Source organism: Pseudomonas sp. MEJ108 (assembly GCF_030208985.1).
GTDB classification, from domain to species: domain Bacteria; phylum Pseudomonadota; class Gammaproteobacteria; order Pseudomonadales; family Pseudomonadaceae; genus Aquipseudomonas; species Aquipseudomonas fragariae.
In genome coordinates this window covers 1-20,005 of record NZ_JARVSW010000040.1, presented here as the reverse complement: position 1 = coordinate 20,005, position 20,005 = coordinate 1, and the positions used below count along the sequence as shown (strand labels likewise).

General features: G+C 60.8%; 17 protein-coding genes. 7 read left to right on the top strand and 10 right to left on the bottom strand.

Features of this window, described 5'->3' with window-relative positions:
• Positions 1–4: 4 nt before the first annotated feature.
• From aroB to QRN50_RS17500, 7 genes are all read right to left on the bottom strand, one after another.
• Positions 5–1,108 (bottom strand): 3-dehydroquinate synthase, encoded by a 1,104-nt coding sequence (gene aroB / locus QRN50_RS17530; protein ID WP_096127307.1) that lies wholly within the window; start codon positions 1,106–1,108, stop codon positions 5–7.
• Between the two features lie 114 nt (positions 1,109–1,222).
• Positions 1,223–1,741: a shikimate kinase AroK gene (gene aroK, locus QRN50_RS17525; protein ID WP_011266378.1), complete on the bottom strand. Its 519-nt coding sequence runs from the start codon at positions 1,739–1,741 to the stop codon at positions 1,223–1,225.
• 4 nt (positions 1,742–1,745) lie between these two features.
• Positions 1,746–3,851: a type IV pilus secretin PilQ gene (locus QRN50_RS17520; protein WP_003403035.1), complete on the bottom strand. Its 2,106-nt coding sequence runs from the start codon at positions 3,849–3,851 to the stop codon at positions 1,746–1,748.
• Between the two features lie 47 nt (positions 3,852–3,898).
• Positions 3,899–4,426, bottom strand: a complete 528-nt coding sequence (gene pilP / locus QRN50_RS17515) for a type 4a pilus biogenesis lipoprotein PilP (protein ID WP_024651857.1) — start codon at positions 4,424–4,426, stop codon at positions 3,899–3,901.
• Positions 4,423–5,046, bottom strand: coding sequence for a type 4a pilus biogenesis protein PilO (gene pilO, locus QRN50_RS17510; protein ID WP_003403037.1), 624 nt, complete (start codon positions 5,044–5,046; stop codon positions 4,423–4,425). Before pilO ends, pilP begins: the two co-directional genes overlap by 4 nt.
• Complete coding sequence (locus QRN50_RS17505; protein WP_003403038.1) at positions 5,043–5,618, bottom strand: PilN domain-containing protein; 576 nt, start codon at positions 5,616–5,618, stop codon at positions 5,043–5,045. The genes pilO and QRN50_RS17505 overlap by 4 nt, the downstream gene beginning before the upstream one ends.
• Positions 5,618–6,682 (bottom strand): pilus assembly protein PilM, encoded by a 1,065-nt coding sequence (locus tag QRN50_RS17500; RefSeq protein ID WP_003403040.1) that lies wholly within the window; start codon positions 6,680–6,682, stop codon positions 5,618–5,620. The genes QRN50_RS17505 and QRN50_RS17500 overlap by 1 nt, the downstream gene beginning before the upstream one ends.
• 209 nt (positions 6,683–6,891) lie before the next feature.
• Between QRN50_RS17500 and QRN50_RS17495 the strand changes: the two genes are divergently transcribed.
• Entirely contained in the window at positions 6,892–9,333 is a 2,442-nt protein-coding gene (locus QRN50_RS17495; RefSeq protein WP_370661161.1) for a penicillin-binding protein 1A, read from the top strand.
• Positions 9,334–9,583: 250 nt separating this feature from the next.
• Here QRN50_RS17495 and QRN50_RS17490 read toward each other — a convergent pair whose 3' ends face one another.
• The 3 genes from QRN50_RS17490 to rpmE all read right to left on the bottom strand — a co-directional run bounded on the left by QRN50_RS17490 (position 9,584) and on the right by rpmE (position 12,060).
• Positions 9,584–10,852 (bottom strand): malic enzyme-like NAD(P)-binding protein, encoded by a 1,269-nt coding sequence (locus QRN50_RS17490; RefSeq protein ID WP_011266374.1) that lies wholly within the window; start codon positions 10,850–10,852, stop codon positions 9,584–9,586.
• 169 nt (positions 10,853–11,021) lie between these two features.
• Complete coding sequence (locus tag QRN50_RS17485) at positions 11,022–11,825, bottom strand: thermonuclease family protein (RefSeq protein WP_024650769.1); 804 nt, start codon at positions 11,823–11,825, stop codon at positions 11,022–11,024.
• Positions 11,826–11,838: 13 nt separating this feature from the next.
• Positions 11,839–12,060, bottom strand: coding sequence for a 50S ribosomal protein L31 (rpmE, locus tag QRN50_RS17480; RefSeq protein ID WP_003403048.1), 222 nt, complete (start codon positions 12,058–12,060; stop codon positions 11,839–11,841).
• Between the two features lie 169 nt (positions 12,061–12,229).
• Here rpmE and QRN50_RS17475 point away from each other — a divergent pair, with 169 nt between their 5' ends.
• From QRN50_RS17475 to QRN50_RS17450, 6 genes are all read left to right on the top strand, one after another.
• Entirely contained in the window at positions 12,230–14,449 is a 2,220-nt protein-coding gene (locus QRN50_RS17475; RefSeq protein ID WP_003403050.1) for a primosomal protein N', read from the top strand.
• Between the two features lie 97 nt (positions 14,450–14,546).
• A complete protein-coding gene (gene argS, locus QRN50_RS17470; protein ID WP_003403053.1) occupies positions 14,547–16,286 on the top strand; it encodes an arginine--tRNA ligase in 1,740 nt (579 codons plus the stop codon).
• Position 16,287: 1 nt separating this feature from the next.
• Positions 16,288–16,983 carry an SPOR domain-containing protein gene (locus QRN50_RS17465; RefSeq protein ID WP_003403056.1) on the top strand — a complete coding sequence of 232 codons (696 nt, stop codon included), beginning with the start codon at positions 16,288–16,290 and terminating at the stop codon, positions 16,981–16,983.
• Between the two features lie 415 nt (positions 16,984–17,398).
• Entirely contained in the window at positions 17,399–17,929 is a 531-nt protein-coding gene (gene hslV / locus QRN50_RS17460) for an ATP-dependent protease subunit HslV (protein ID WP_003392345.1), read from the top strand.
• 66 nt (positions 17,930–17,995) lie between these two features.
• Complete coding sequence (gene hslU, locus QRN50_RS17455; protein ID WP_003316641.1) at positions 17,996–19,333, top strand: ATP-dependent protease ATPase subunit HslU; 1,338 nt, start codon at positions 17,996–17,998, stop codon at positions 19,331–19,333.
• A 100-nt stretch (positions 19,334–19,433) separates the two neighbouring features.
• Complete coding sequence (locus QRN50_RS17450; RefSeq protein WP_003403059.1) at positions 19,434–19,805, top strand: gamma-butyrobetaine hydroxylase family protein; 372 nt, start codon at positions 19,434–19,436, stop codon at positions 19,803–19,805.
• Positions 19,806–20,005 lie beyond the last annotated feature (200 nt).

The following is a 20,005-nucleotide window of genomic DNA, read 5'->3' as shown; positions in this document are numbered from 1 at the left end:
TCCGTTAACCTCTGAGCTGATCCACCAGGGCGCGATAATCCGCAACCAGAGTGGCCTGTAATACTTCTTTTGGATATTCGTCCGTGATAACCGCTTCACCCATCCGGCGCAACAGCACCAGACGCAAGCGACCGTCGATGACTTTCTTGTCGATCGCCATGTGTTCGAGGAAATTGTCTTGCGTCATGTCCTGCGGCGGCACGACCGGCAGCCCGGCACGCTGAAACAGGCGAATGCCGCGATCCCGCTCCTGCGTGCTGATCCAGCCCAGGCGCGAGGACATTTCCAGCGCCATGACCGTACCGGCAGCAACCGCCTCGCCATGCAGCCAGACACCATAGCCCATATGCGTCTCGATGGCGTGCCCGAATGTGTGACCCAGGTTCAATGTCGCACGAACACCGGACTCGCGCTCATCGGCGCCGACCACCAGCGCCTTGGCGGCGCAGGAACGTTCGATGGCCACGGTCAGCGCCGCCTGGTCCAGCCCGCGCAGTGCATCGACGTGCTCTTCGAGCCAGGTCAGAAAGGGTTCGTCGCAGATCAGGCCGTACTTGATGACTTCCGCCAGCCCGGCGGACAGCTCACGCTCGGGCAGGGTATTGAGCGATGCGGTATCGATCAGCACCACACTCGGCTGATAGAAGGCACCGACCATGTTCTTGCCCAGCGGGTGGTTGATGCCGGTCTTGCCGCCGACCGACGAGTCCACCTGAGACAGCAGCGTGGTCGGGATCTGGATGAAGTTCACGCCACGCTGATAGCAGGCGGCAGCGAACCCGGCCATGTCGCCGATCACCCCGCCACCCAAGGCGATGACCGTGGTACGACGATCATGACGGGCGGTCAGCAGGCCATCGAAAATGGTCTGCAGGGTCTCCCAGTTCTTGAACGCCTCGCCATCGGGCAGAACAATCGGCAGAACGTTGTAACCGGCCAGGGTTTGCGTCAGGCGTTCCAGGTACAGCGGTGCCACTGTCGTGTTGGAAACGATAGCTACCTGGCGCCCGACGATATGCGGGGCCAGGAGCTCTGGCTGATCCAGCAGGCCTTCGCCAATATGGATCGGGTAGCTACGCTCACCAAGCTCGACCTTAAGTGTCTGCATGTGTCCCCACATTGATTACCGATTGGACGGTTTGTGCTTCAGCAGGTCATGACGCAAGGCCATGCACCGTCGCTGTTTTCCGGGCGTCGAGAATAGCGCATTTTCGCCTGCGCTTTAACGGGGAGGAAGCTCTGCCAGTCGCGCCAGTATCTCAAGAACCACCATTCGGGGCGGCCGCTCATCGGTTTCAATCACGATATCGGCGATTTCCCGATAAAACGGGTCACGGATGGCCAGCAACTCGCTCAGTACCCGGGCAGGATCGGCGGTACGCAGCAAAGGCCGATTGCGATCACGCGCGGTGCGCCCCACCTGTTGCTCGATCGAGGCGTGCAGATAAACCACGCGCCCGCCGGCGCGCAGTGCATGGCGATTTTCGCTGCGCATGACCGCACCACCGCCGGTCGCCAGAACCACGCCATCGGCGGCGCACAGCTCGGCAATCATGGCCTGCTCGCGATCACGAAAACCCGGTTCGCCTTCTTTGTCGAAGATCCAGGGAATATTGGCGCCCGTACGCAGCTCGATTTCCTTGTCGGAATCCTTGAACGGCAGTCGCAATTCTTTGGCAAGCAAACGGCCGATGGTGCTCTTGCCAGCACCCATCGGCCCCACAAGTATTAAATTTCGCACAAAATCAACGACTCACAGAAATCGCCTGGTTGTTCATGATACGCGGAGTCAAAAATACCAACAGCTCGGATTTGGACTCGGATACCACATCGCGCCTGAAAAGCCGGCCAAGATACGGTACATCGCCAAGAAATGGCACTTTATCGACAACTTTACTTTGCGTATTCGAGAACACACCACCGATGACGATGGTTTCGCCGTCGGAAATCAGCACCTTGGCGTTGACCTCGTTCTTCTTGATGGGCGGTACGCCCAGTACCGCATTCAGGTAGTCCGGCTCGTCCTTGGTGACCTTCACTTCCATGATGATGCGGTTGTCCGGCGTGATCTGCGGCGTCACTTCAAGCGACAGGGAAGCTTCCTTGAAGCTCACGGTGGTCGCACCGCTGGAGCTGGATTCCTGATACGGGATCTCCGTGCCCTTGAGGATCTTGGCGGTTTCCTTGTCGGAAGTGACCACCTTGGGCTGGGAGACGATTTCACCGTTACCGGTTTTCTCCATGGCACTCAGCTCAAGGTCCAGCAGCGTGTTGTTGGTCACGAAGCCCAGGCCTATGCCGGTCGTCGCATCAGCAGCGCCCAGGTCCACGAACGGCACGTTGGAGGTCACACTGCTGCCAGTGTTACCGGCCTCGTCGCCGTTATTATCCAGCCCGTAGGTTGTCCATTTGCCGCTGCCGCTGGTGTTGGTAGACCCGCCCCAGCGTACCCCGAGCTGCTTGTTGTAATCGACGTTGGCCTCGACGATGCGCGCCTCGATCATCACCTGGCGTACCGGGATGTCCAGTTGCGACACGATACGACGCAGTTCGTCGAGTCGTTCCTGGGTCTGGTAGGCAATGATGTTGTTGGTCCGGTCGTCCACCGTGATCGAGCCGCGCTCGTCGGCCTTGGACTCGGCGCTGGTCACGGACTGGAACAGCTTGGCGATGTCGGCTGCCTTGGCGTAATTGACCTGCAGCAGTTCGCGGCGCAGGGGCGCCAGCTCGGCGATCTGTTTGAGCGATTCCAGCTCCTGACGCTCACGGGCGGCAATTTCATCGGCTGGTGCGACCAGCAGAACGTTGCCAACCTTGCGCTTGTCCAGGCCCTTGGTTTTCAGCACCAGATCCAGCGCCTGATCCCATGGCACATTCTGCAGACGCAGGGTGATACCGCCCTGGACCGTATCACTGGCCACCAGATTGAGGTTGGTGAAGTCGGCAATCAGCTGCAGCACCGAACGCACATCGATGTCCTGGAAGTTCAGCGACAGCTTTTCACCGGTGTACACCGGCTTGTCGGCAGCGCGGCGGTCCAGATCCTCGTTGGTCAACGGGCGCACGCTGATCGTCAGCTTGTTTTCGGTCTGGAACGCCGAGTAGTCGAAGGCGCCCGACGGCTCGATCAGAATGCTGGCCTTGTCACCTGTCGCCGAAGCACTGACGAACTGCACCGGCGTGGCGAAGTCCTTGACGTCCAGGCGGACGCGCAGCGGTTCGGGCAGCTGGGTCTTGGCGAAGTCCACGCGGATCTTGCCGCCCTGCTCCTGAATATCCGGGGCAATGCTGGGGTTGCTCAGGTCAATGACCACATTGCCTTCACCCAGCTCGCCACGCTGAAAGTCGACATTCCTGATGGCCTTGACGCCAGCGGGGATGAACGGCTTGGCGGATGCCGGTGTGGGCGGTGGCACCGCGACCCGTTGCGCGCCCATCGCGGTGGTCGGCTGGGAGGCTTGCGCGGCGCCGGCACCCTGGCCGATGACCACGAACAGGTTGTTGCCATCGACGCGGGAGCTGTACGGCGAAAGCGTGGTCAGGTTGATGATCACCCGGGTACGGTCCTGAGCCTGTACCACGACCACACTGCGCGCATTGCCGGTGCCCAGGTCACGACTTTTGGTCGCCAGCTGGCTGGTAACACCCGGCAGGTCCAGCGCAATGCGCGCCGGTTGCGAGGTGGTGTAACCGCGCGGTGCAGGCACCGGGGCGTCGAATGCCAGCTTCAGCTCGATGCGGTCACCCGGCAGGGCGGCGACATCCAGGGTCTTGAGGTTGGCAGCCTGGAGAACCGGCGACAGCATCGCGATGCATAACGACACGCCGATAATCGAGAGAATCCGGGTCATGATCAATTTCCGTTGAGCGCTACTGTGCATACTTGGCCTTGCCCACTTCATGAGCGTTCTTTGAGGGCGATCGTGCGCGGCCTTTCCAGCCACGCCCCCTCTCCATCAGGAACAATTTCGATGACATCAACCTGCGCGTCGCCGATCGACACTACCCGGCCGTTGTTACGCCCCAGGTAGTCGCCCACCTTGACGCGATGAACACCTCCGGCACCGCGCAGCAGGGCGAATGTCCCTGACTCGTTGCCCATCGTGCCGACCATCTCGAACGACTCGATATTGAAGCCTTCAAGGAACTGTTTGACCCGGTGTTCGTCCGGCGCCACCAGCCGTGACCCCTTCTGGCGGTTGAGCAGGTCGATCTTGACCGGCGGCTGAAAAGGACTGCGCAGCGTGGAGGCGTTGTAGGTGAACGCCTCATACGGCCGAAACTTGGGCAGCGGCTCGATGTTGCCACTCGGGCGGGCTCTGGCCTGATCCATGAATTCAGAAAGATCGGCAAAATCATTGTCATTACCGCAACCGGCCAGCCCTGCCAGAACCACACTGACGCACAGCAATCGCGCCGCCCTCATTTCTTCAGCCCTTCATCGTTGTAGCGGTAGGTCTTGGCCAGAATGCTCATGCGCAACTTGGTCGGCACCTTGGGATCGACCGGCTTGATTTCGAAATCATGCAGCGTGACGATGCGCGGCAGGCTGGCGACGCCGCTGACGAAGGTCGCCAGGTCGTGATAACCACCGACCACGGTGATCTGTATCGGCAGCTCGATGTAGAACTGCTGGGCCGCCTCGGGCAGCAGCTTGATTTCCTCGAACTCGAGCCCGCTTCCCAGTCCGGTGCGGGTGATGTCCTCAAGCAGCCCAGGCACTTCGGTGTCGCTGGGCAATTGCCGCAGCAGGGCACCGAAGGTGTTTTCCATTTCTTCCATCTGCTTCTTGTACGGCTCGAGGTTGGCCGCCTGGAAGGCCTTGTTGGAGAACTGCTCCTTGAGCGTCACCTCGCTGCCCTGCGCGCTTTCCAGCTGGGTTTCCAGATCCTGGATAAAGAAGAAATAGCCCAGAGCGAAAATCATGACCGCGACCAGCACCCCGGCAATGGCCTTGATCGCCGCAGGCCATGAGCCGAGGTTGTTCAGGTCCAGTTCACTCAGATCGACCTTGCGCAGCCCTTCCAGCCATTCGGACATATTCATGGCTTGGCTCCTGCGGCAGCGGCAACCGGTGGCTGGGTCTGGCGTACGGTCAACTGAAAGACGTTGGCCTGATCCACAGCACCGGCGGTCGTGGCCTTGACCTCGGTCAGGCTCGGCGCTTCCAGCCAGTCGGAAGCTTCAAGATTACGCATCAGGTCGGAAACCCGGTTGTTCGACTCGGCAGCACCATTGATGGCGATCAGCTTGTCGGTCATTTTGACCTGCGAGTAATAGACGCCATCCGGCAGGGTCCGCGCCAGTTGATCGAAGACGCGCCCGGTGATCGGGCGGTTGCCTTGCAGGTCCTGAATGATCTTCATGCGCTCGAGCAGTTGCTTGCGACGGGCCTTGAGATCACTGATCTCCTTGATGCGGATATCGAGCTGGGCAATCTGTGTCTGCAGAAACGCATTGCGCGCCATCTGATGCTCGAGGGCGTTGCTGACGTACCGATCGATCAGAAACAGAATGCCGACTGATACCACCAACACGCCGACCAAGGCAGTCAGGAAGCGTTTCTTTCGTTCTTCGCGAAGCTCTTCGCGCCACGGTAATAAGTTGATCCGCGCCATCAGTCGAAACTCCTCAACGCCAGGCCACACGCGATCATCAGCGCCGGCGCATCACTGGCCAGGGCGCCGGCATTGACCTTGGAACTCAGGGCCATGTCGGCAAACGGGTTGGCGACCATGGTCGGAGTGCCGATGCGCCGCTGGATCAGATGCTCCAGCCCTGAAATCGAAGCCGTGCCGCCTGCCAGCATGATGTGATCCACGGAGTTGTATTGACCGGCCGCAAAGAAGAACTGCAGGGAGCGGGAAACCTGCTGCACCAGCGCTTCCTTGAAGGGGTCGAGCACCTCGCTGACGTAGTCGTCGGGCAAGCCGCCCTGCTTCTTGGCAAGCCCGGCTTCCTCCATGGAGAGCCCGTAGCGGCGCTGAATTTCGTCAGTCAGCTGGCGCCCGCCAAACAGCTGCTCGCGGGTATAAATGATCCGGCCATGATGCAGCACGCTCAGGGTGGTCATGGTGGCGCCGATATCGACCACGGCCACCGTCAGCTCGTCATGACCGTTGCCCAGTTGCGCGGCCAGCAGTCCGAACGAGCGCTCAAGCGCGTAGGCCTCGACATCGACCACGCGCGCGGTCAGCCCGGCCAGCGCCAGGGCGGCCTCGCGCACTTCGACGTTCTCCTTGCGGCAAGCAGCCAGCAACACCTCGACGCGCTCGGGATTGCGCACCGAATAGCCCTGCACTTCGAAATCGATAGCGACTTCTTCCAGCGGATAGGGGATGTACTGGTCAGCTTCAAGCTTGAGCTGGTTTTCCATGTCATCGTCGGAAAGACCGGCGTCCATCTCGATGGTCTTGGTGATCACCGCCGAACCGGCCACGGCAACCGCCACGTTCTTGACGCTGGTCTTGGCCTTGGCGAGCACGCGAGACAACGCCTGCCCGACCCCTTCGAGTTCGGCAATGTTCTTTTCGACGACAGCGTTGGCCGGCAACGGCTCTACTGCGTAAGACTCGACCTTGTAACGGGTGCCGGAACGACTCAATTCCAGGAGTTTTACCGAGGTGGAGCTAATATCGATCCCTAGAAGGGTGTTGGCCTTCTTACTGAAGAGTTCGAACACAACCTGATTCCTATGAGTTTCCGTCACTTACGGAGTTATTTCGGGCCAACGTCACTGTCGACAGCCTTGACAGTAGCGCAAATCACGCGTGGGGACGAAAAATGCTTATAATGCCCAGCGTTTTTTTCATTTAACAAAGCTTCAAGGCATGTTCATTTGTAAATGCCTGCGCTTAACCCATTATTTTTTCTGGAAATCCAAAAGCCTTGATACGCCTGCTGAAGTTTTTCTGGTGGTCCCTCGTCGCGGTATTCTGCTCGCTGTTGCTTGGCCTGAGCGGCGCGTTTCTTTACCTGAGCCCGACCCTGCCCTCCGTTGACGCGCTGCGAAGCATTCAACTGCAAATCCCCCTGCGCGTGTTCACCAGCGACGGCAAGCTGATTGCCGAGTTCGGTGAAATGCGCCGCACGCCGATTCGCTTCGCGGAAATCCCGCCCAATTTCATCAACGCACTGCTGTCGGCCGAAGACGACAACTTCGCCAACCACTACGGCGTCGACCCGGGCAGCCTGATGCGCGCCGCCACTCAACTGGTCAAGAGCGGCCATATCCAGTCAGGCGGCAGTACCATCACCATGCAGGTCGCGAAAAACTTCTTCCTGACCAGCGAGCGCAGCTTTTCGCGCAAAACCACCGAGATCCTGTTGGCCTTGCAAATCGAGCGCCAACTTACCAAGGACGAGATTCTCGAGCTGTACGTCAACAAGATTTATCTGGGTAACCGCGCCTACGGGATCGAGGCAGCGGCGCAAGTCTACTATGGCAAATCGATTCGCGATGTAAGCCTTGCGCAAATGGCCATGATTGCCGGTCTGCCCAAGGCACCGTCACGCTTCAACCCGTTGGCCAACCCGACCCGTGCCAAGGAACGTCGCGACTGGATCCTCGGCCGCATGTATCGTCTGGGCAAGATCGACCAGGCCGCTTACCAGGCAGCGCTGAACGAACCGCTCAACGCCAGCTATCACGTGCCGACGCCGGAAGTGAATGCGCCGTACATCGCTGAAATGGCGCGGGCAGAAATGGTCGGCCGCTATGGCAGCGAGGCCTACACAGAAGGCTTCCGCGTCACCACGACGGTGCCGAGCGACCTTCAGGAACACGCCAACAAGTCCATCCAGCAAGGCTTGATCGATTATGACCAGCGCCACGGCTACCGTGGTCCGGAAAGCCGTTTCCCGGGCATGACCCGCGCCAACTGGGTACAGGAACTGACCAGGCAGCGCATGATCAACGGCCTCGAGCCCGGCATCGTGACCCAGGTTGACAAGACCGGTCTGCGCGTTCTGACCCACAACGGCGAGAAGGAAGAAACCGTAGACTGGGCCACCATGAAGTGGGCGCGGCCTTACCTGAATACCAACAGCCTGGGCGCCAATCCGAAGCAGCCGGGTGACGTTGCCAAGGTCGGCGACCTGGTTCGTCTGCTGCGCCAGGACGATGGCTCGCTGAAATTCAGTCAAATTCCCGTCGCGCAGAGCGCACTAGTATCGCTTGATCCGCAGAACGGTGCCATTCGTGCGCTGGTCGGCGGCTTCGCGTTCGAGCAGAGCAACTACAACCGTGCCATGCAGGCCAAACGTCAACCGGGCTCCAGCTTCAAGCCGTTCATCTACAGCGCGGCGCTGGATAACGGCTACACCGCTTCCAGCCTGGTGAACGACGCGCCTATCGTCTTTGTCGACGAATACCTGGACAAGGTATGGCGTCCGAAAAATGACACCAACACCTTCCTCGGGCCGATCCGCCTGCGCGAGGCGCTGTACAAATCTCGTAACCTGGTATCGATCCGCTTGCTTCAGGCCCTCGGCATCGACAGCACCATCGACTACATCACCCGCTTCGGCTTCTCCAAGCAGGACTTGCCGCGCAACCTGTCGCTGGCACTGGGTACGGCGACACTGACCCCGATGGAAATCGCCACCGGCTGGGCGACCTTCGCCAACGGCGGTTACAAGGTCAGCCCTTATCTGATCCAGACCATCGAGAACCGTGACGGCCAGACCCTGTTTGTCGCCAACCCGCCAAGCGTTCCGGCCAATGACGTCAATACCGCGCCCAATACTTCGACCTTTGCGGTACATGACAGCCCGAGCGTGGTTGCGGGTCCACCGGGCGCACCAGCCCAGCCGCAAGCGCCTGCCGTTGCCGAGCGCATTGTCGATGGCCGCACCACGTACATTCTGAACAGCATGCTGCAGGACGTGATCAAGCGCGGCACCGGGCGCCGCGCGCTGTCCATGAACAGACCGGACATCGCCGGCAAGACCGGTACCACCAACGATTCCAAGGATGCCTGGTTCTCCGGGTATAACGCAGACTACGTGACGACGGTGTGGAGTGGTTTCGATCAGCCTGAAAGCCTTGGCCGTCACGAATTCGGCGGGACGGTCTCGCTGCCGATCTGGATGGACTACATGAGCGCTGCGCTCAAGGACAAGCCGCCGCATCAACAGGCCGAACCGCCAGGCATTCTCAGCCTGCGCGTCGACCCATTGAGTGGCCGCGCCGCTACGCCAAGCACGCCGAACGCATTCTTCGAGCTGTTCAAAAGCGAAGACACACCGCCAAGCGTCAACGAACTGGGCGGCAGCAGTGCACCGGGCAGCCCGTTACCGGCAGATGAGTCCGCGCCAATCGATTTGTTCTGATAGCACTGCGCAGGCTTGTGACGCGGAGCGTCACGAAAGGCATTGCCACGCTGGAGCGTGAGGAACGATAGTCGTCAGTCAGATCACCATCGTGCCCATGCTCCGCCCTGACGGTTATACGCAGGTCCCGTGGGAGCGAGCTTGCTCGCGAAGAGGCCAGTTCAATCCCGAAAATGCCCCACAAGTGCAGGGTATCCAAGGCATAAAAAAACCCCTGCATCGCTGCAGGGGTTTTTTATTGGCTCAGGGATCAGCCCTTGAACACGTCATCCACGCTGGTCAGCGGGTAGTGCTTCGGATAAGGCAGGGTGGCAACGCCGCTTTCGATGGCGGCCTTGGCCACTGCATCGGCGATCAGGCCCAGCAGGCGCGTATCCATTGGTTTCGGGATGATGTACTCACGACCGAATTCCAGTTTGATGCCGCCGTAGGCGTCGCTGACTTCCTGTGGCACAGGCAGCTTGGCCAGTTCGCGCAAGGCGTTGGCCGCAGCGATTTTCATTTCTTCGTTGATGCGCTTGGCGCGAACGTCCAGAGCACCACGGAAGATGAACGGGAAGCCCAGCACGTTGTTGACCTGGTTCGGGTAGTCCGAACGGCCAGTGGCCATGATCACATCGCTGCGCGTGGCGTGAGCCAGTTCCGGGGAGATTTCCGGATCAGGGTTCGAGCAAGCGAACACGATCGGGTCCTTGGCCATCAGCTTGAGGTTTTCAGCGCTCAGCAGGTTAGGGCCGGACAGGCCTACGAATACGTCAGCGCCATCCAGTGCATCGGTCAGCGAGCGCTTCTCGGTAGCGTGAGCGAATGCAGCCTTGTACTGGTTCAGGTCGGTACGGCCGGAGTGGATAACGCCGGTACGGTCGACCATGAAGATGTTTTCGATCTTCGCGCCCATGCTCACCAGCAGCTTCATGCAGGAGATGGCTGCAGCGCCAGCGCCCAGGCAGACGATCTTCGCCGATTCGAGGGTCTTGCCGACGATTTCCAGTGCGTTGATCATGCCGGCCGCCGTCACGATAGCGGTGCCGTGCTGGTCATCATGGAAAACCGGGATGTCGCACTGTTCGATCAGCGCCTTCTCGATTTCAAAGCACTCAGGCGCCTTGATGTCTTCCAGGTTGATGCCACCGAAGGTGATGGAGATACGCTTGACGGTGTCGATGAACGCCTGCGGGCTTTCGGAATCGACTTCGATATCGAAAACGTCGATACCGGCGAAGCGCTTGAACAGAACGCCCTTACCTTCCATGACCGGCTTGGAAGCCAATGGCCCCAGATCGCCGAGGCCGAGAATCGCGGTGCCATCAGAAATAACTGCTACCAGATTGCCTTTGCCGGTGTACTTGTAAGCCAGCTCGGGGTCACGGGCAATTTCACGCACGGGTTCAGCAACGCCAGGGCTGTAGGCCAGAGCCAGGTCACGAGCGGTTGCGGTCGGCTTGGTGAGTTCGACGCTCAGCTTCCCCGGACGAGGATTGGCATGGTATTCGAGCGCGGCAGTTTTCAGATCTGACATGTATTGGATTCCGCTTTTTTTACTGTGGGACAGACGGACCGCCGAGGATACGCAAGATGCATAGTCCTAACAAGACTGGCCAGTCACTGCTGTCAATAGGCACAGGCTTAGAGGCCTGATACGTGAACACTCGGTCACGCTCGTCGGATCACTGGCCTGGAGGGCGCTTCTAACGGCGGGGAGGGCTCAGCATGGCGGGATGGGTCAGTGGCAGCAGCCAGCGGGACTGCCCGGCTTTCAGGCCCGCGCGCCGGGAGCGGTCGACTACCCAGCCACGCGCTTCGACCTGCTGCCCTTCGAGGCGCTGGAGCATCGCCGTATCGAACGCATTCAGGTGGGCAGGCGCGACACGCAGGACCAGCGAGCCCTGCAACTCGATCCAGATACCGCCGCGATTGCGCTGCACACGCCTGACCTGACCGGACACAATCGCGAACCCGCCTTTGCTCAGCCGGGTCGAGGACTGCACCGGCGAATTGCGCCACACACCCAGCCGCGCCTGACGTGCCTGACGCTCCGCGCCCTGCTGGCAAGCGACCAGCCTGACATTGGGCGCAACGGCCACCAGATAGCCCAGACCTTCACTCAGCAACTGCGCCTCGAGGTTGGCGCCCTTACGGTCATAGACGTTGGCCAGCGTGCGACCGTAATGATCCTTGCCCTGCTGGCCGATACGCAGCCTGACCTTGCCGCCGCTTTCATTCACCAGCGTCTGCAAGCGCTTTTTCGCCGCCTCGGCAAACGGTTCGGCCGACCGGCCTTTCCTGCCGGTTTCAGGCGTATTGAGCCCGATCATCCGCACACTGCGGCCATCGGTCAGCTTTAACGTGTCGCCGTCGACCACACGCTGCACCTGTGCAATCGGCAACGAGGCAGGTGCGGGGCAGAAGGCCTGCGCAGCGGACACCCAAATCGCGGGCATAAAAAAGACGCCCACAAGGAGCGCCTTTTCAAGCAGCCTGGAGATGCCCATAGGGCAGCCAGTCTTACTTCGCTTTGGTTGCGCCGAACGCACCGAAACGGGATTTGAACTTGTCGACACGGCCGCCAACGTCAAGCATCTTCTGCTTGCCGGTGTAGAACGGGTGGCACTCGTTGCACACGTCCAGGCTCAGAGGAGCGGCCAGGGTGGAACGGGTCTTGATGACATTGCCGCAGCTGCAGGTAGCGTCAATGGCTTCGTAAACTGGATGGATATCAGCTTTCATCGGTACTTCCTCGGTCTAACGCGCCGCCACCCAACACTATTGTTGAATACCGCACGGAAATAGGCTGCGGATAGTACCAGACAATTGCAACGACGCAAGCGAACCTTCACACCGGTCGTCTGCTAAGATCGCGCATCCGTCATCACTTATCACCACAGGGAAACACCGCGTGCCCGACGCCATCCTGCGCCTTGCCCTGCCCTCGCCGCTTCGCCGCCTGTTCGACTACCGCGCCCCCGCGGGCGTGTCGCGCAGCGCCTTGCAGCCGGGCATGCGTCTGCGAGTGCCGTTCGGACGTCGGGAAATGATCGGCATTCTGGTGGAAGTGGTCGATCACAGCGAAGTACCCGCCGACAAGCTGAAGCCGGCTATCGCCCTGCTCGACAGTGAAGCGCCGCTGCCGCCCGCACTGTTCAAGCTGTGCCTGTGGACCTCGCAGTACTACCAGCACAGCCTCGGAGACACACTGAGCTGGGCCTTGCCGGTGCTGCTGCGTCAGGGCGAACTGGCCGAAAGTCGCCAGGAGCGCTTCTGGCATGTGGCCCCGGGTGCCAGCGTCGACGATCCGCGCATCGCCCGCGCGCCCAAGCAGCGCGAAGCCCTGACCACCCTTGCCCAGCACCCGCACGGAGTGGCGCATCAACTGCTCAGCAAGCTAATGCTTAACAGGGACAGCCTCAACCTGTTGCTGGCCAAGGAGCTGGTGTACGTCGAGGTCCGCAGCCATGCGCCCAGCGCACGCCATGAACACTGGCTGGCCCAGCCTGAATTGCCACTCAACACCGAACAACGCGCCGCTTACGAAGCGATCCGCGCCGGATTCGACAGCTTTCATGCGTTTCTGCTGGCCGGTGTCACCGGCAGCGGCAAGACCGAAGTCTATCTGCAACTGATCCGCGAAACCCTCGAAGCCGGCAAGCAGGCGCTGGTGCTGATCCCGGAAATCAACCTCGGCCCGCAGACCCTGGCGCGCTTCGAGCAGCGCTTCAATGCGCGCATTGCGCTGGTCCACTCGGCGGTCAACGACCGCGAACGGCTGGACGCCTGGCTGGCGGCTCGCGATGGCGAGGCGGACATCATCATCGGCACGCGTTCGGCGCTGTTCACGCCGATGAAAAACCCCGGCCTGATCATCATCGACGAAGAACACGACGGTTCCTATAAACAGCAGGAAGGTCTGCGCTATCACGCCCGCGATCTGGCACTGGTGCGGGCGCGTCAGGAAAACATTCCGATTGTCCTGGGCTCGGCCACGCCGTCCCTGGAAAGCCTGCACAACGCCTACACCGGCCGCTATGGCCTGTTGCGCCTGAATCAGCGCGCGGGCGGCGCACAACAGCCGCGTTTCATGCGCCTGGACGTCAAGAGCCGACCGCTGGACAGCGGCATCTCCGGGCCCATGCAGCAGGCCATCGGCCAGACGCTCGCGGCAGGCCAGCAGGTTTTGGTGTTCCTCAACCGTCGCGGCTTTGCGCCAACCTTGCTGTGCCACGACTGCGGCTGGATGTCCGGCTGCCAACGCTGCGATGCACGCATGACCGTGCACCAGCGCTCGGGCGAACTGCGCTGCCATCACTGCGGGTATGTCGAGCGCGTACCGCGGCAGTGCCCGTCGTGCGGCAAGGTGGATTTGCGCCCGGTAGGCGCCGGCACCGAGCGCGCCGAAGAACGCCTGGCGATTCTGTTTCCGGACTACCCCGTGCTGCGTGTCGATCGCGACAGCACGTCGCGCAAGGACGCCATGAACCAGCTGTTCACGACGATCCAGCGCGGTCAGCCGTGCATTCTGGTCGGCACGCAAATGCTCGCCAAGGGCCATCACTTTCCCCGGGTCACCCTGGTCTCGATTCTGGACGCCGACGGCGGGCTGTTTTCCGGCGACTTCCGCGCCAGCGAGCGCATGGCGCAACTGATCGTGCAGGTGGCAGGCCGTGCCGGGCGCGCCGAAGAGCCTGGCAAGGTGATCATCCAGACCCACCTGGCCGACCATCCGTTGCTGATCCAGCTGACCGAACAGGGTTATTTCGCCTTTGCCGAACAGGCCTTGAGCGAGCGCCGTTCAGCGGGTCTGCCACCGTTTTCACACCTCGCACTGCTGCGCGCCGAAGCGCACAAGCCGGGACAGGCCGAGGCCTTTCTCGATCAGGCCTGCAGCGATGCCGAGCAACTGGTTGCGCAAATGGCGCTGGGCGGCATAGAGCTGCTGGGCCCGGTTCCGGCCCCGATGGAACGCCGCGCCGGGCGTTATCGCGCGCAACTGCTGGTGCAGTCCAGCGCCCGCGCGCCACTGCATAAATTGCTTGCCACCTGGCTGCTCGCGCTGGAGCAAATGCCCAGCGGTCGACAGGTCAGATGGTCGCTGGATGTGGATCCCGTGGATCTTTATTAAGTCACGCCGTTGGCAAGCAGGCTTGAGCAACGGATAATGCAGAGTTTTTCCACCCGCGCATCGAAGCGCCACCGCGCTTGCGGTCGAAGAGAGCACCATGAAAGACACGATTCGCCAGCTGATTCAACAAGCCCTGACCCGTCTCGTCACCGAGGGCGTCTTGCCAGAAGGGCTGACGCCGGCGATTCAGGTGGAAAACGCCCGCGACAAGACGCACGGCGACTTCGCCAGCAATATCGCGATGATGCTCGCCAAGCCTGCCGGCATGAAACCGCGCGATCTGGCTGAAAAACTGATCGCCGCACTCCCGGCCGACGAGCAGATCAGCAAGGTCGAAATTGCCGGGCCGGGCTTCCTGAACTTCTTCCAGAACACCGCCGCGCTCGCCGCACGCCTCGACGCTGCCTTGGCCGACCCGGAAAAACTGTCGGTCCGCAAGGCGGGCGCTGCACAGCGCGTGGTGGTCGATCTGTCGGCACCCAATCTGGCCAAGGAAATGCACGTTGGGCACCTGCGCTCGACCATTATTGGCGACGGCGTAGCGAACGTTCTCGAGTTTCTCGGTGACACGGTCATTCGCCAGAACCACGTGGGCGACTGGGGCACCCAGTTCGGCATGCTGCTGGCCTATCTGCAGGAAAAGCCGGCGACCAGCGACGAGCTGTCCGACCTGGAAAACTTCTACCGCGCCGCCAAGCAGCGCTTTGACGAGTCCGAAGAGTTCGCCGAGCGTGCCCGTGGCCTGGTGGTCAAGCTGCAGGCCGGCGATGCCGAATGCCTGGCGCTGTGGACGCGTTTCAAGGACATCTCGCTGTCGCACTGCCAGGAGACCTACGAGCGCCTCAACGTCAAGCTGACCCCGGCCGACGTGATGGGCGAAAGCGCCTATAACGATGACCTGGCCAATGTCGTCAACGACCTGAAAGCCACGGGCCTGCTGGTCGAGAGCAATGGCGCACAATGCGTGTTTCTCGAAGAATTCCGCACCGCCGATGACACGCCGTTGCCGGTCATCGTGCAGAAGGCCGGTGGCGGTTATCTGTATGCCACCACCGACCTGGCAGCGATCCGCTATCGCAGCAAGGTGCTCAAGGCCGATCGCGTACTGTATTTCGTCGACCAGCGTCAGGCCCTGCACTTCCAGCAGGTGTTCGAAGTGGCGCGCCGCGCCGGTTTCGTGCATGACGGCATGCAGCTCGAACACATGGGCTTCGGCACCATGAACGGCGCCGACGGCCGCCCGTTCAAGACCCGTGATGGCGGTACGGTCAAGCTCATCGACCTGCTTGATGAAGCCGAAGAACGTGCCTACACGCTGGTCAAGGAAAAGAACCCGGAAGTCGCCGAAGCGGAATTGCGCAGCATTGCCAAGGCCGTGGGCATCAGTGCGGTGAAATACGCCGACCTGTCCAAGCACCGCGCCAGCGATTACAGCTTCAACTTCGATCAGATGCTCAGTTTCGAAGGCAACACCGCGCCCTATCTGCTGTACGCCTACACCCGTGTGGCCGGCGTGTTCCGCAAGCTGGGCAGCGCGTTTGACGCCAGCAAGGGCCAGATCGTCCTCGCAGCGCCGCAGGAACAGGAACTGGCCGCACGTCTGGCGCAGTTCACCGAAACACTGAACAACGTCGCAGAAAAAGGCACACCGCACGTACTTTGTGCTTACCTGTATGACCTTGCGGGTCTGTTTTCGAGCTTTTACGAAAACTGCCCGATCCTTGGTGCGGAAAACCCCGATCAGCAACAGAGCCGTCTGCGCCTGGCTGCACTGACCGGCCGCACCCTCAAGCAAGGCCTGGACCTGTTGGGTCTGGAAACTCTGGAGCGTATGTAAGTTGGCAGTTGCGAAGAAGAAACCGGCACCCAAGCGGGGCGCCAGCCGTTACCAGGCACCCGCGAAGAAGCCGATTCCAGGATGGTTGTGGCTGGCGATTGGCTTGACCGTGGGCGCATTCGTGGTCTTTTTGATGAAGCTCGAACCCGGTGGCGATGACGTCAAGCGGGTCAGGGCAGACGCCAAGGCTGCAAAGATCGCCGAAGCGAACAAGACACCGCCAAGCCCTACGGCGCCGGTCAAACCCAAGTACGACTTCTACACATTGCTGCCGGAATCGGAAGTGATCGTGCCGAACGAGGCCGTGCCGGAGAAAACCCCGCCGCCTGTGGCACCGACAGCACCGGTCTCGCCGGAACAGGCAGCCAAGATCGACACGGCACGTGCCCAGGCAGCCCTCAGCGGCCTGACGCCTCCGCCGGCGCCACCGGTTGCGACCACCAAGCCGGCAGCGGTGACGACGTTCTTCCTGCAGGCGGGCTCGTTCCGCAAACAGGCTGACGCCGAGAAGGTCCGCGCGCAAATCATCCTGCTGGGCCAGACCTCTACCGTCGAGTCGGGCACCGTCAAGGATGAAACCTGGTATCGCGTACTGGTCGGCCCGTTCAGCAACCGCGAACAACTGACCACTGCCCAGAAACAACTGGCAAGCGGCGGATTTAGTAACCTGTTGTTGCAACAGCGCCAGAGCCGCTAGCCAAAGCGCCGCTGTTTCCGTGCTCATCGCGTGTTTTCGATGAGTACGGAGAACGGAGCTTCTGCCCGAAGGGCGTAGGAGCGGACTTGTCCGCGATCTGCCGGGAACCGGCAGCAAAACCAGCCGCATCGGTGTATCAGACCCAGCCGAGGCAGCCTGTTTGGGGGCCGCTTCGCAGCCCATCGCGGACAAGTCCGCTCCTACGCCCGTTGGGCAGAATCAAAACGGCCTTCTGTCCGCTACAAAAACCGGGAGATCGCGGACAAACGAAGCGTCGCCCGGTCCGCTTATAGGGTTGGGACAAGAATCATACGGTCATTCCCCCCCGATTCATCCCCAAGGTTGAAATACTCACCCACACCCCCATATGAGTTTGCATCAGGGCATTTTCGCCCCGCAGTGTGGAGACTCTCCCTTGACCACCATCGTTTCAGTGCGCCGCCACGGTAAAGTCGTCATGGCTGGCGACGGCCAGGTTTCTCTGGGCAACACCGTCATGAAAGGCAACGCCAAAAAGGTACGCCGCCTGTATCACGGTGAAGTGATCGCCGGATTCGCTGGCGCGACCGCCGATGCATTCACGCTGTTCGAACGCTTCGAGGCCCAACTGGAAAAACACCAGGGGCATCTGGTTCGTGCAGCCGTCGAACTGGCCAAGGACTGGCGCACCGATCGCTCACTGAGCCGCCTCGAAGCCATGCTGGCCGTCGCCAACAAGGACGCCTCGCTGATCATCACCGGCAACGGTGACGTGGTCGAGCCCGAGGACGGACTGATCGCCATGGGCTCCGGCGGCGCATTCGCTCAGGCCGCGGCACGCGCCCTGCTGCTCAAGACCGACCTGTCGGCCCGCGAAATTGCCGAGACTTCCCTGCATATCGCCGGCGACATTTGCGTGTTCACCAACCACAACATCACCATTGAGGAGCAGGACCTCGCCGGCTAAGCCGCTGCCGGGCCGCACATCTTGCGGCCCCATCGACTTGACCGTACCAGAGGACCGTGAATAACCATGTCAATGACTCCCCGCGAAATCGTCCATGAACTCAACCGCCATATTATCGGCCAGGACGATGCCAAGCGCGCCGTGGCCATTGCCCTGCGCAATCGCTGGCGCCGCATGCAGTTGCCGGAAGAGCTGCGTGTTGAAGTAACCCCCAAGAACATTCTGATGATCGGTCCGACCGGTGTCGGCAAAACCGAAATCGCCCGTCGTCTGGCCAAACTCGCCAACGCGCCGTTCATCAAGGTCGAAGCCACCAAATTCACCGAAGTGGGTTATGTGGGTCGTGATGTAGAGTCGATCATCCGTGATCTGGCCGATGCCGCGATCAAGCTGCTGCGCGAACAGGAAATCGTCAAGGTGCGTCACCGTGCCGAAGATGCTGCCGAAGAGCGCATTCTCGACGCCCTGCTGCCACCGGCCCGGGTCGGCTTCAACGAAGACCCGGCGCAGAGCAGCGATTCCAATACCCGTCAGCTGTTCCGCAAGCGTCTGCGCGAAGGCCAGCTGGATGATAAGGAAATCGAGATCGAGATCAACGAAGCCGTTGGTGTCGATATCTCCGCGCCGCCTGGCATGGAGGAGATGACCAATCAGTTGCAGAGCCTGTTTGCCAACATGGGCAAGGGCAAGACCAAGAGCCGCAAACTCAAGGTCAAGGAAGCGCTCAAGCTGGTACGCGAAGAAGAAGCGGGCCGTCTGGTCAATGAAGAAGAGCTGAAAGCCAAGGCGCTGGAAGCGGTCGAACAACACGGCATCGTGTTCATCGACGAAATCGACAAGGTGGCCAAGCGTGGTAATTCGGGCGGTGTCGACGTGTCCCGTGAAGGCGTGCAGCGCGACCTGCTGCCGCTGATCGAAGGCTGCACCGTGAACACCAAACTGGGCATGGTCAAGACCGACCACATCCTGTTTATCGCCTCGGGCGCGTTCCATTTGAGCAAGCCGAGTGATCTGGTCCCCGAGCTGCAAGGCCGTCTGCCGATCCGCGTCGAACTCAAGGCGCTGTCGCCGCAGGACTTCGAGCGCATCCTCAGCGAGCCGCATGCGTCGTTGACCGAACAGTACCGCGAGCTGCTCAAGACCGAAGGCCTGAAGATCGAGTTCAAGCCTGAAGGCATCAAGCGTCTGGCCGAGATCGCCTGGCAGGTCAACGAGAAGACCGAGAACATCGGCGCCCGCCGCCTGCACACGCTGCTTGAGCGCCTGCTCGAGGAAGTCTCGTTCAGCGCCGGTGACCTGGCCATCAGCCCTGACGCAGCGCCGATCGAGATCGACGCGGAATACGTCAATAGTCACTTGGGTGACCTGGCAGAAAACGAAGACCTGTCGCGTTATATTCTCTGAAGCTGCAAGCTATTAGCTGCAAGCTGCAAGCGGTTGTTCACGCTTGCAGCTTTTTTGCTTCTGCTTGAAGCTTGCAGCTTAAAACTTGAGGCTGTTCTCAATGCTCCCAACCGCCATCCAACTGCATAAAGCCTCCAAGACCCTGACGCTGAAATACGCGCCGGATGAGGAATACCATTTGCCCGCCGAATTTCTGCGGGTGCATTCCCCTTCTGCCGAAGTTCAGGGCCACGGCCGGCCGATCCTGCAATTCGGCAAACTGGGAGTCGGCCTGACCAAGGTCGAGCCCGCCGGGCAATATGCGCTGAAACTCACTTTCGATGACGGCCATGACAGCGGCCTGTTTACCTGGGAATACCTGTACGAACTGGCCACACGGCAGGCTTCGCTGTGGGAAGACTACCTGCAGGAACTCGAAAAATCCGGCAAGTCCCGCGACCCTTCCGAACACGTCATCAAACTGATGCTCTGATCCGCCTGCAGGTGTCCGCATGAACACCATTGTGCCGATGCTCCGCGTGGGCATGCCGTTCTGGACGCTCTGCGTCCTACCTTGAGCAGGTGGCGCGGCGTAGATCTGTGACGCGGAGCGTCACGAAAGGCATTCCCACGCTGGAGTGGACTGCCCCCCGAAAGTTGGACAGTTTTAGCTCGCCGCCTGAGCCCTGTATT

Bases quoted from the DNA above. Each gene is read 5' to 3' on its own strand.
- aroB (WP_096127307.1), bottom strand. From the start codon at position 1,108: ATGCAGACACTTAAGGTCGAGCTTGGTGAGCGTAGCTACCCGATCCAT.
- QRN50_RS17520 (WP_003403035.1), bottom strand. From the start codon at position 3,851: ATGACCCGGATTCTCTCGATTATCGGCGTGTCGTTATGCATCGCGATG.
- pilP (WP_024651857.1), bottom strand. From the start codon at position 4,426: ATGAGGGCGGCGCGATTGCTGTGCGTCAGTGTGGTTCTGGCAGGGCTG.
- pilO (WP_003403037.1), bottom strand. From the start codon at position 5,046: ATGAATATGTCCGAATGGCTGGAAGGGCTGCGCAAGGTCGATCTGAGT.
- QRN50_RS17505 (WP_003403038.1), bottom strand. From the start codon at position 5,618: ATGGCGCGGATCAACTTATTACCGTGGCGCGAAGAGCTTCGCGAAGAA.
- QRN50_RS17490 (WP_011266374.1), bottom strand. From the start codon at position 10,852: ATGTCAGATCTGAAAACTGCCGCGCTCGAATACCATGCCAATCCTCGT.
- QRN50_RS17485 (WP_024650769.1), bottom strand. From the start codon at position 11,825: ATGGGCATCTCCAGGCTGCTTGAAAAGGCGCTCCTTGTGGGCGTCTTT.
- rpmE (WP_003403048.1), bottom strand. From the start codon at position 12,060: ATGAAAGCTGATATCCATCCAGTTTACGAAGCCATTGACGCTACCTGC.
- argS (WP_003403053.1), top strand. From the start codon at position 14,547: ATGAAAGACACGATTCGCCAGCTGATTCAACAAGCCCTGACCCGTCTC.
- hslU (WP_003316641.1), top strand. From the start codon at position 17,996: ATGTCAATGACTCCCCGCGAAATCGTCCATGAACTCAACCGCCATATT.
- QRN50_RS17450 (WP_003403059.1), top strand. From the start codon at position 19,434: ATGCTCCCAACCGCCATCCAACTGCATAAAGCCTCCAAGACCCTGACG.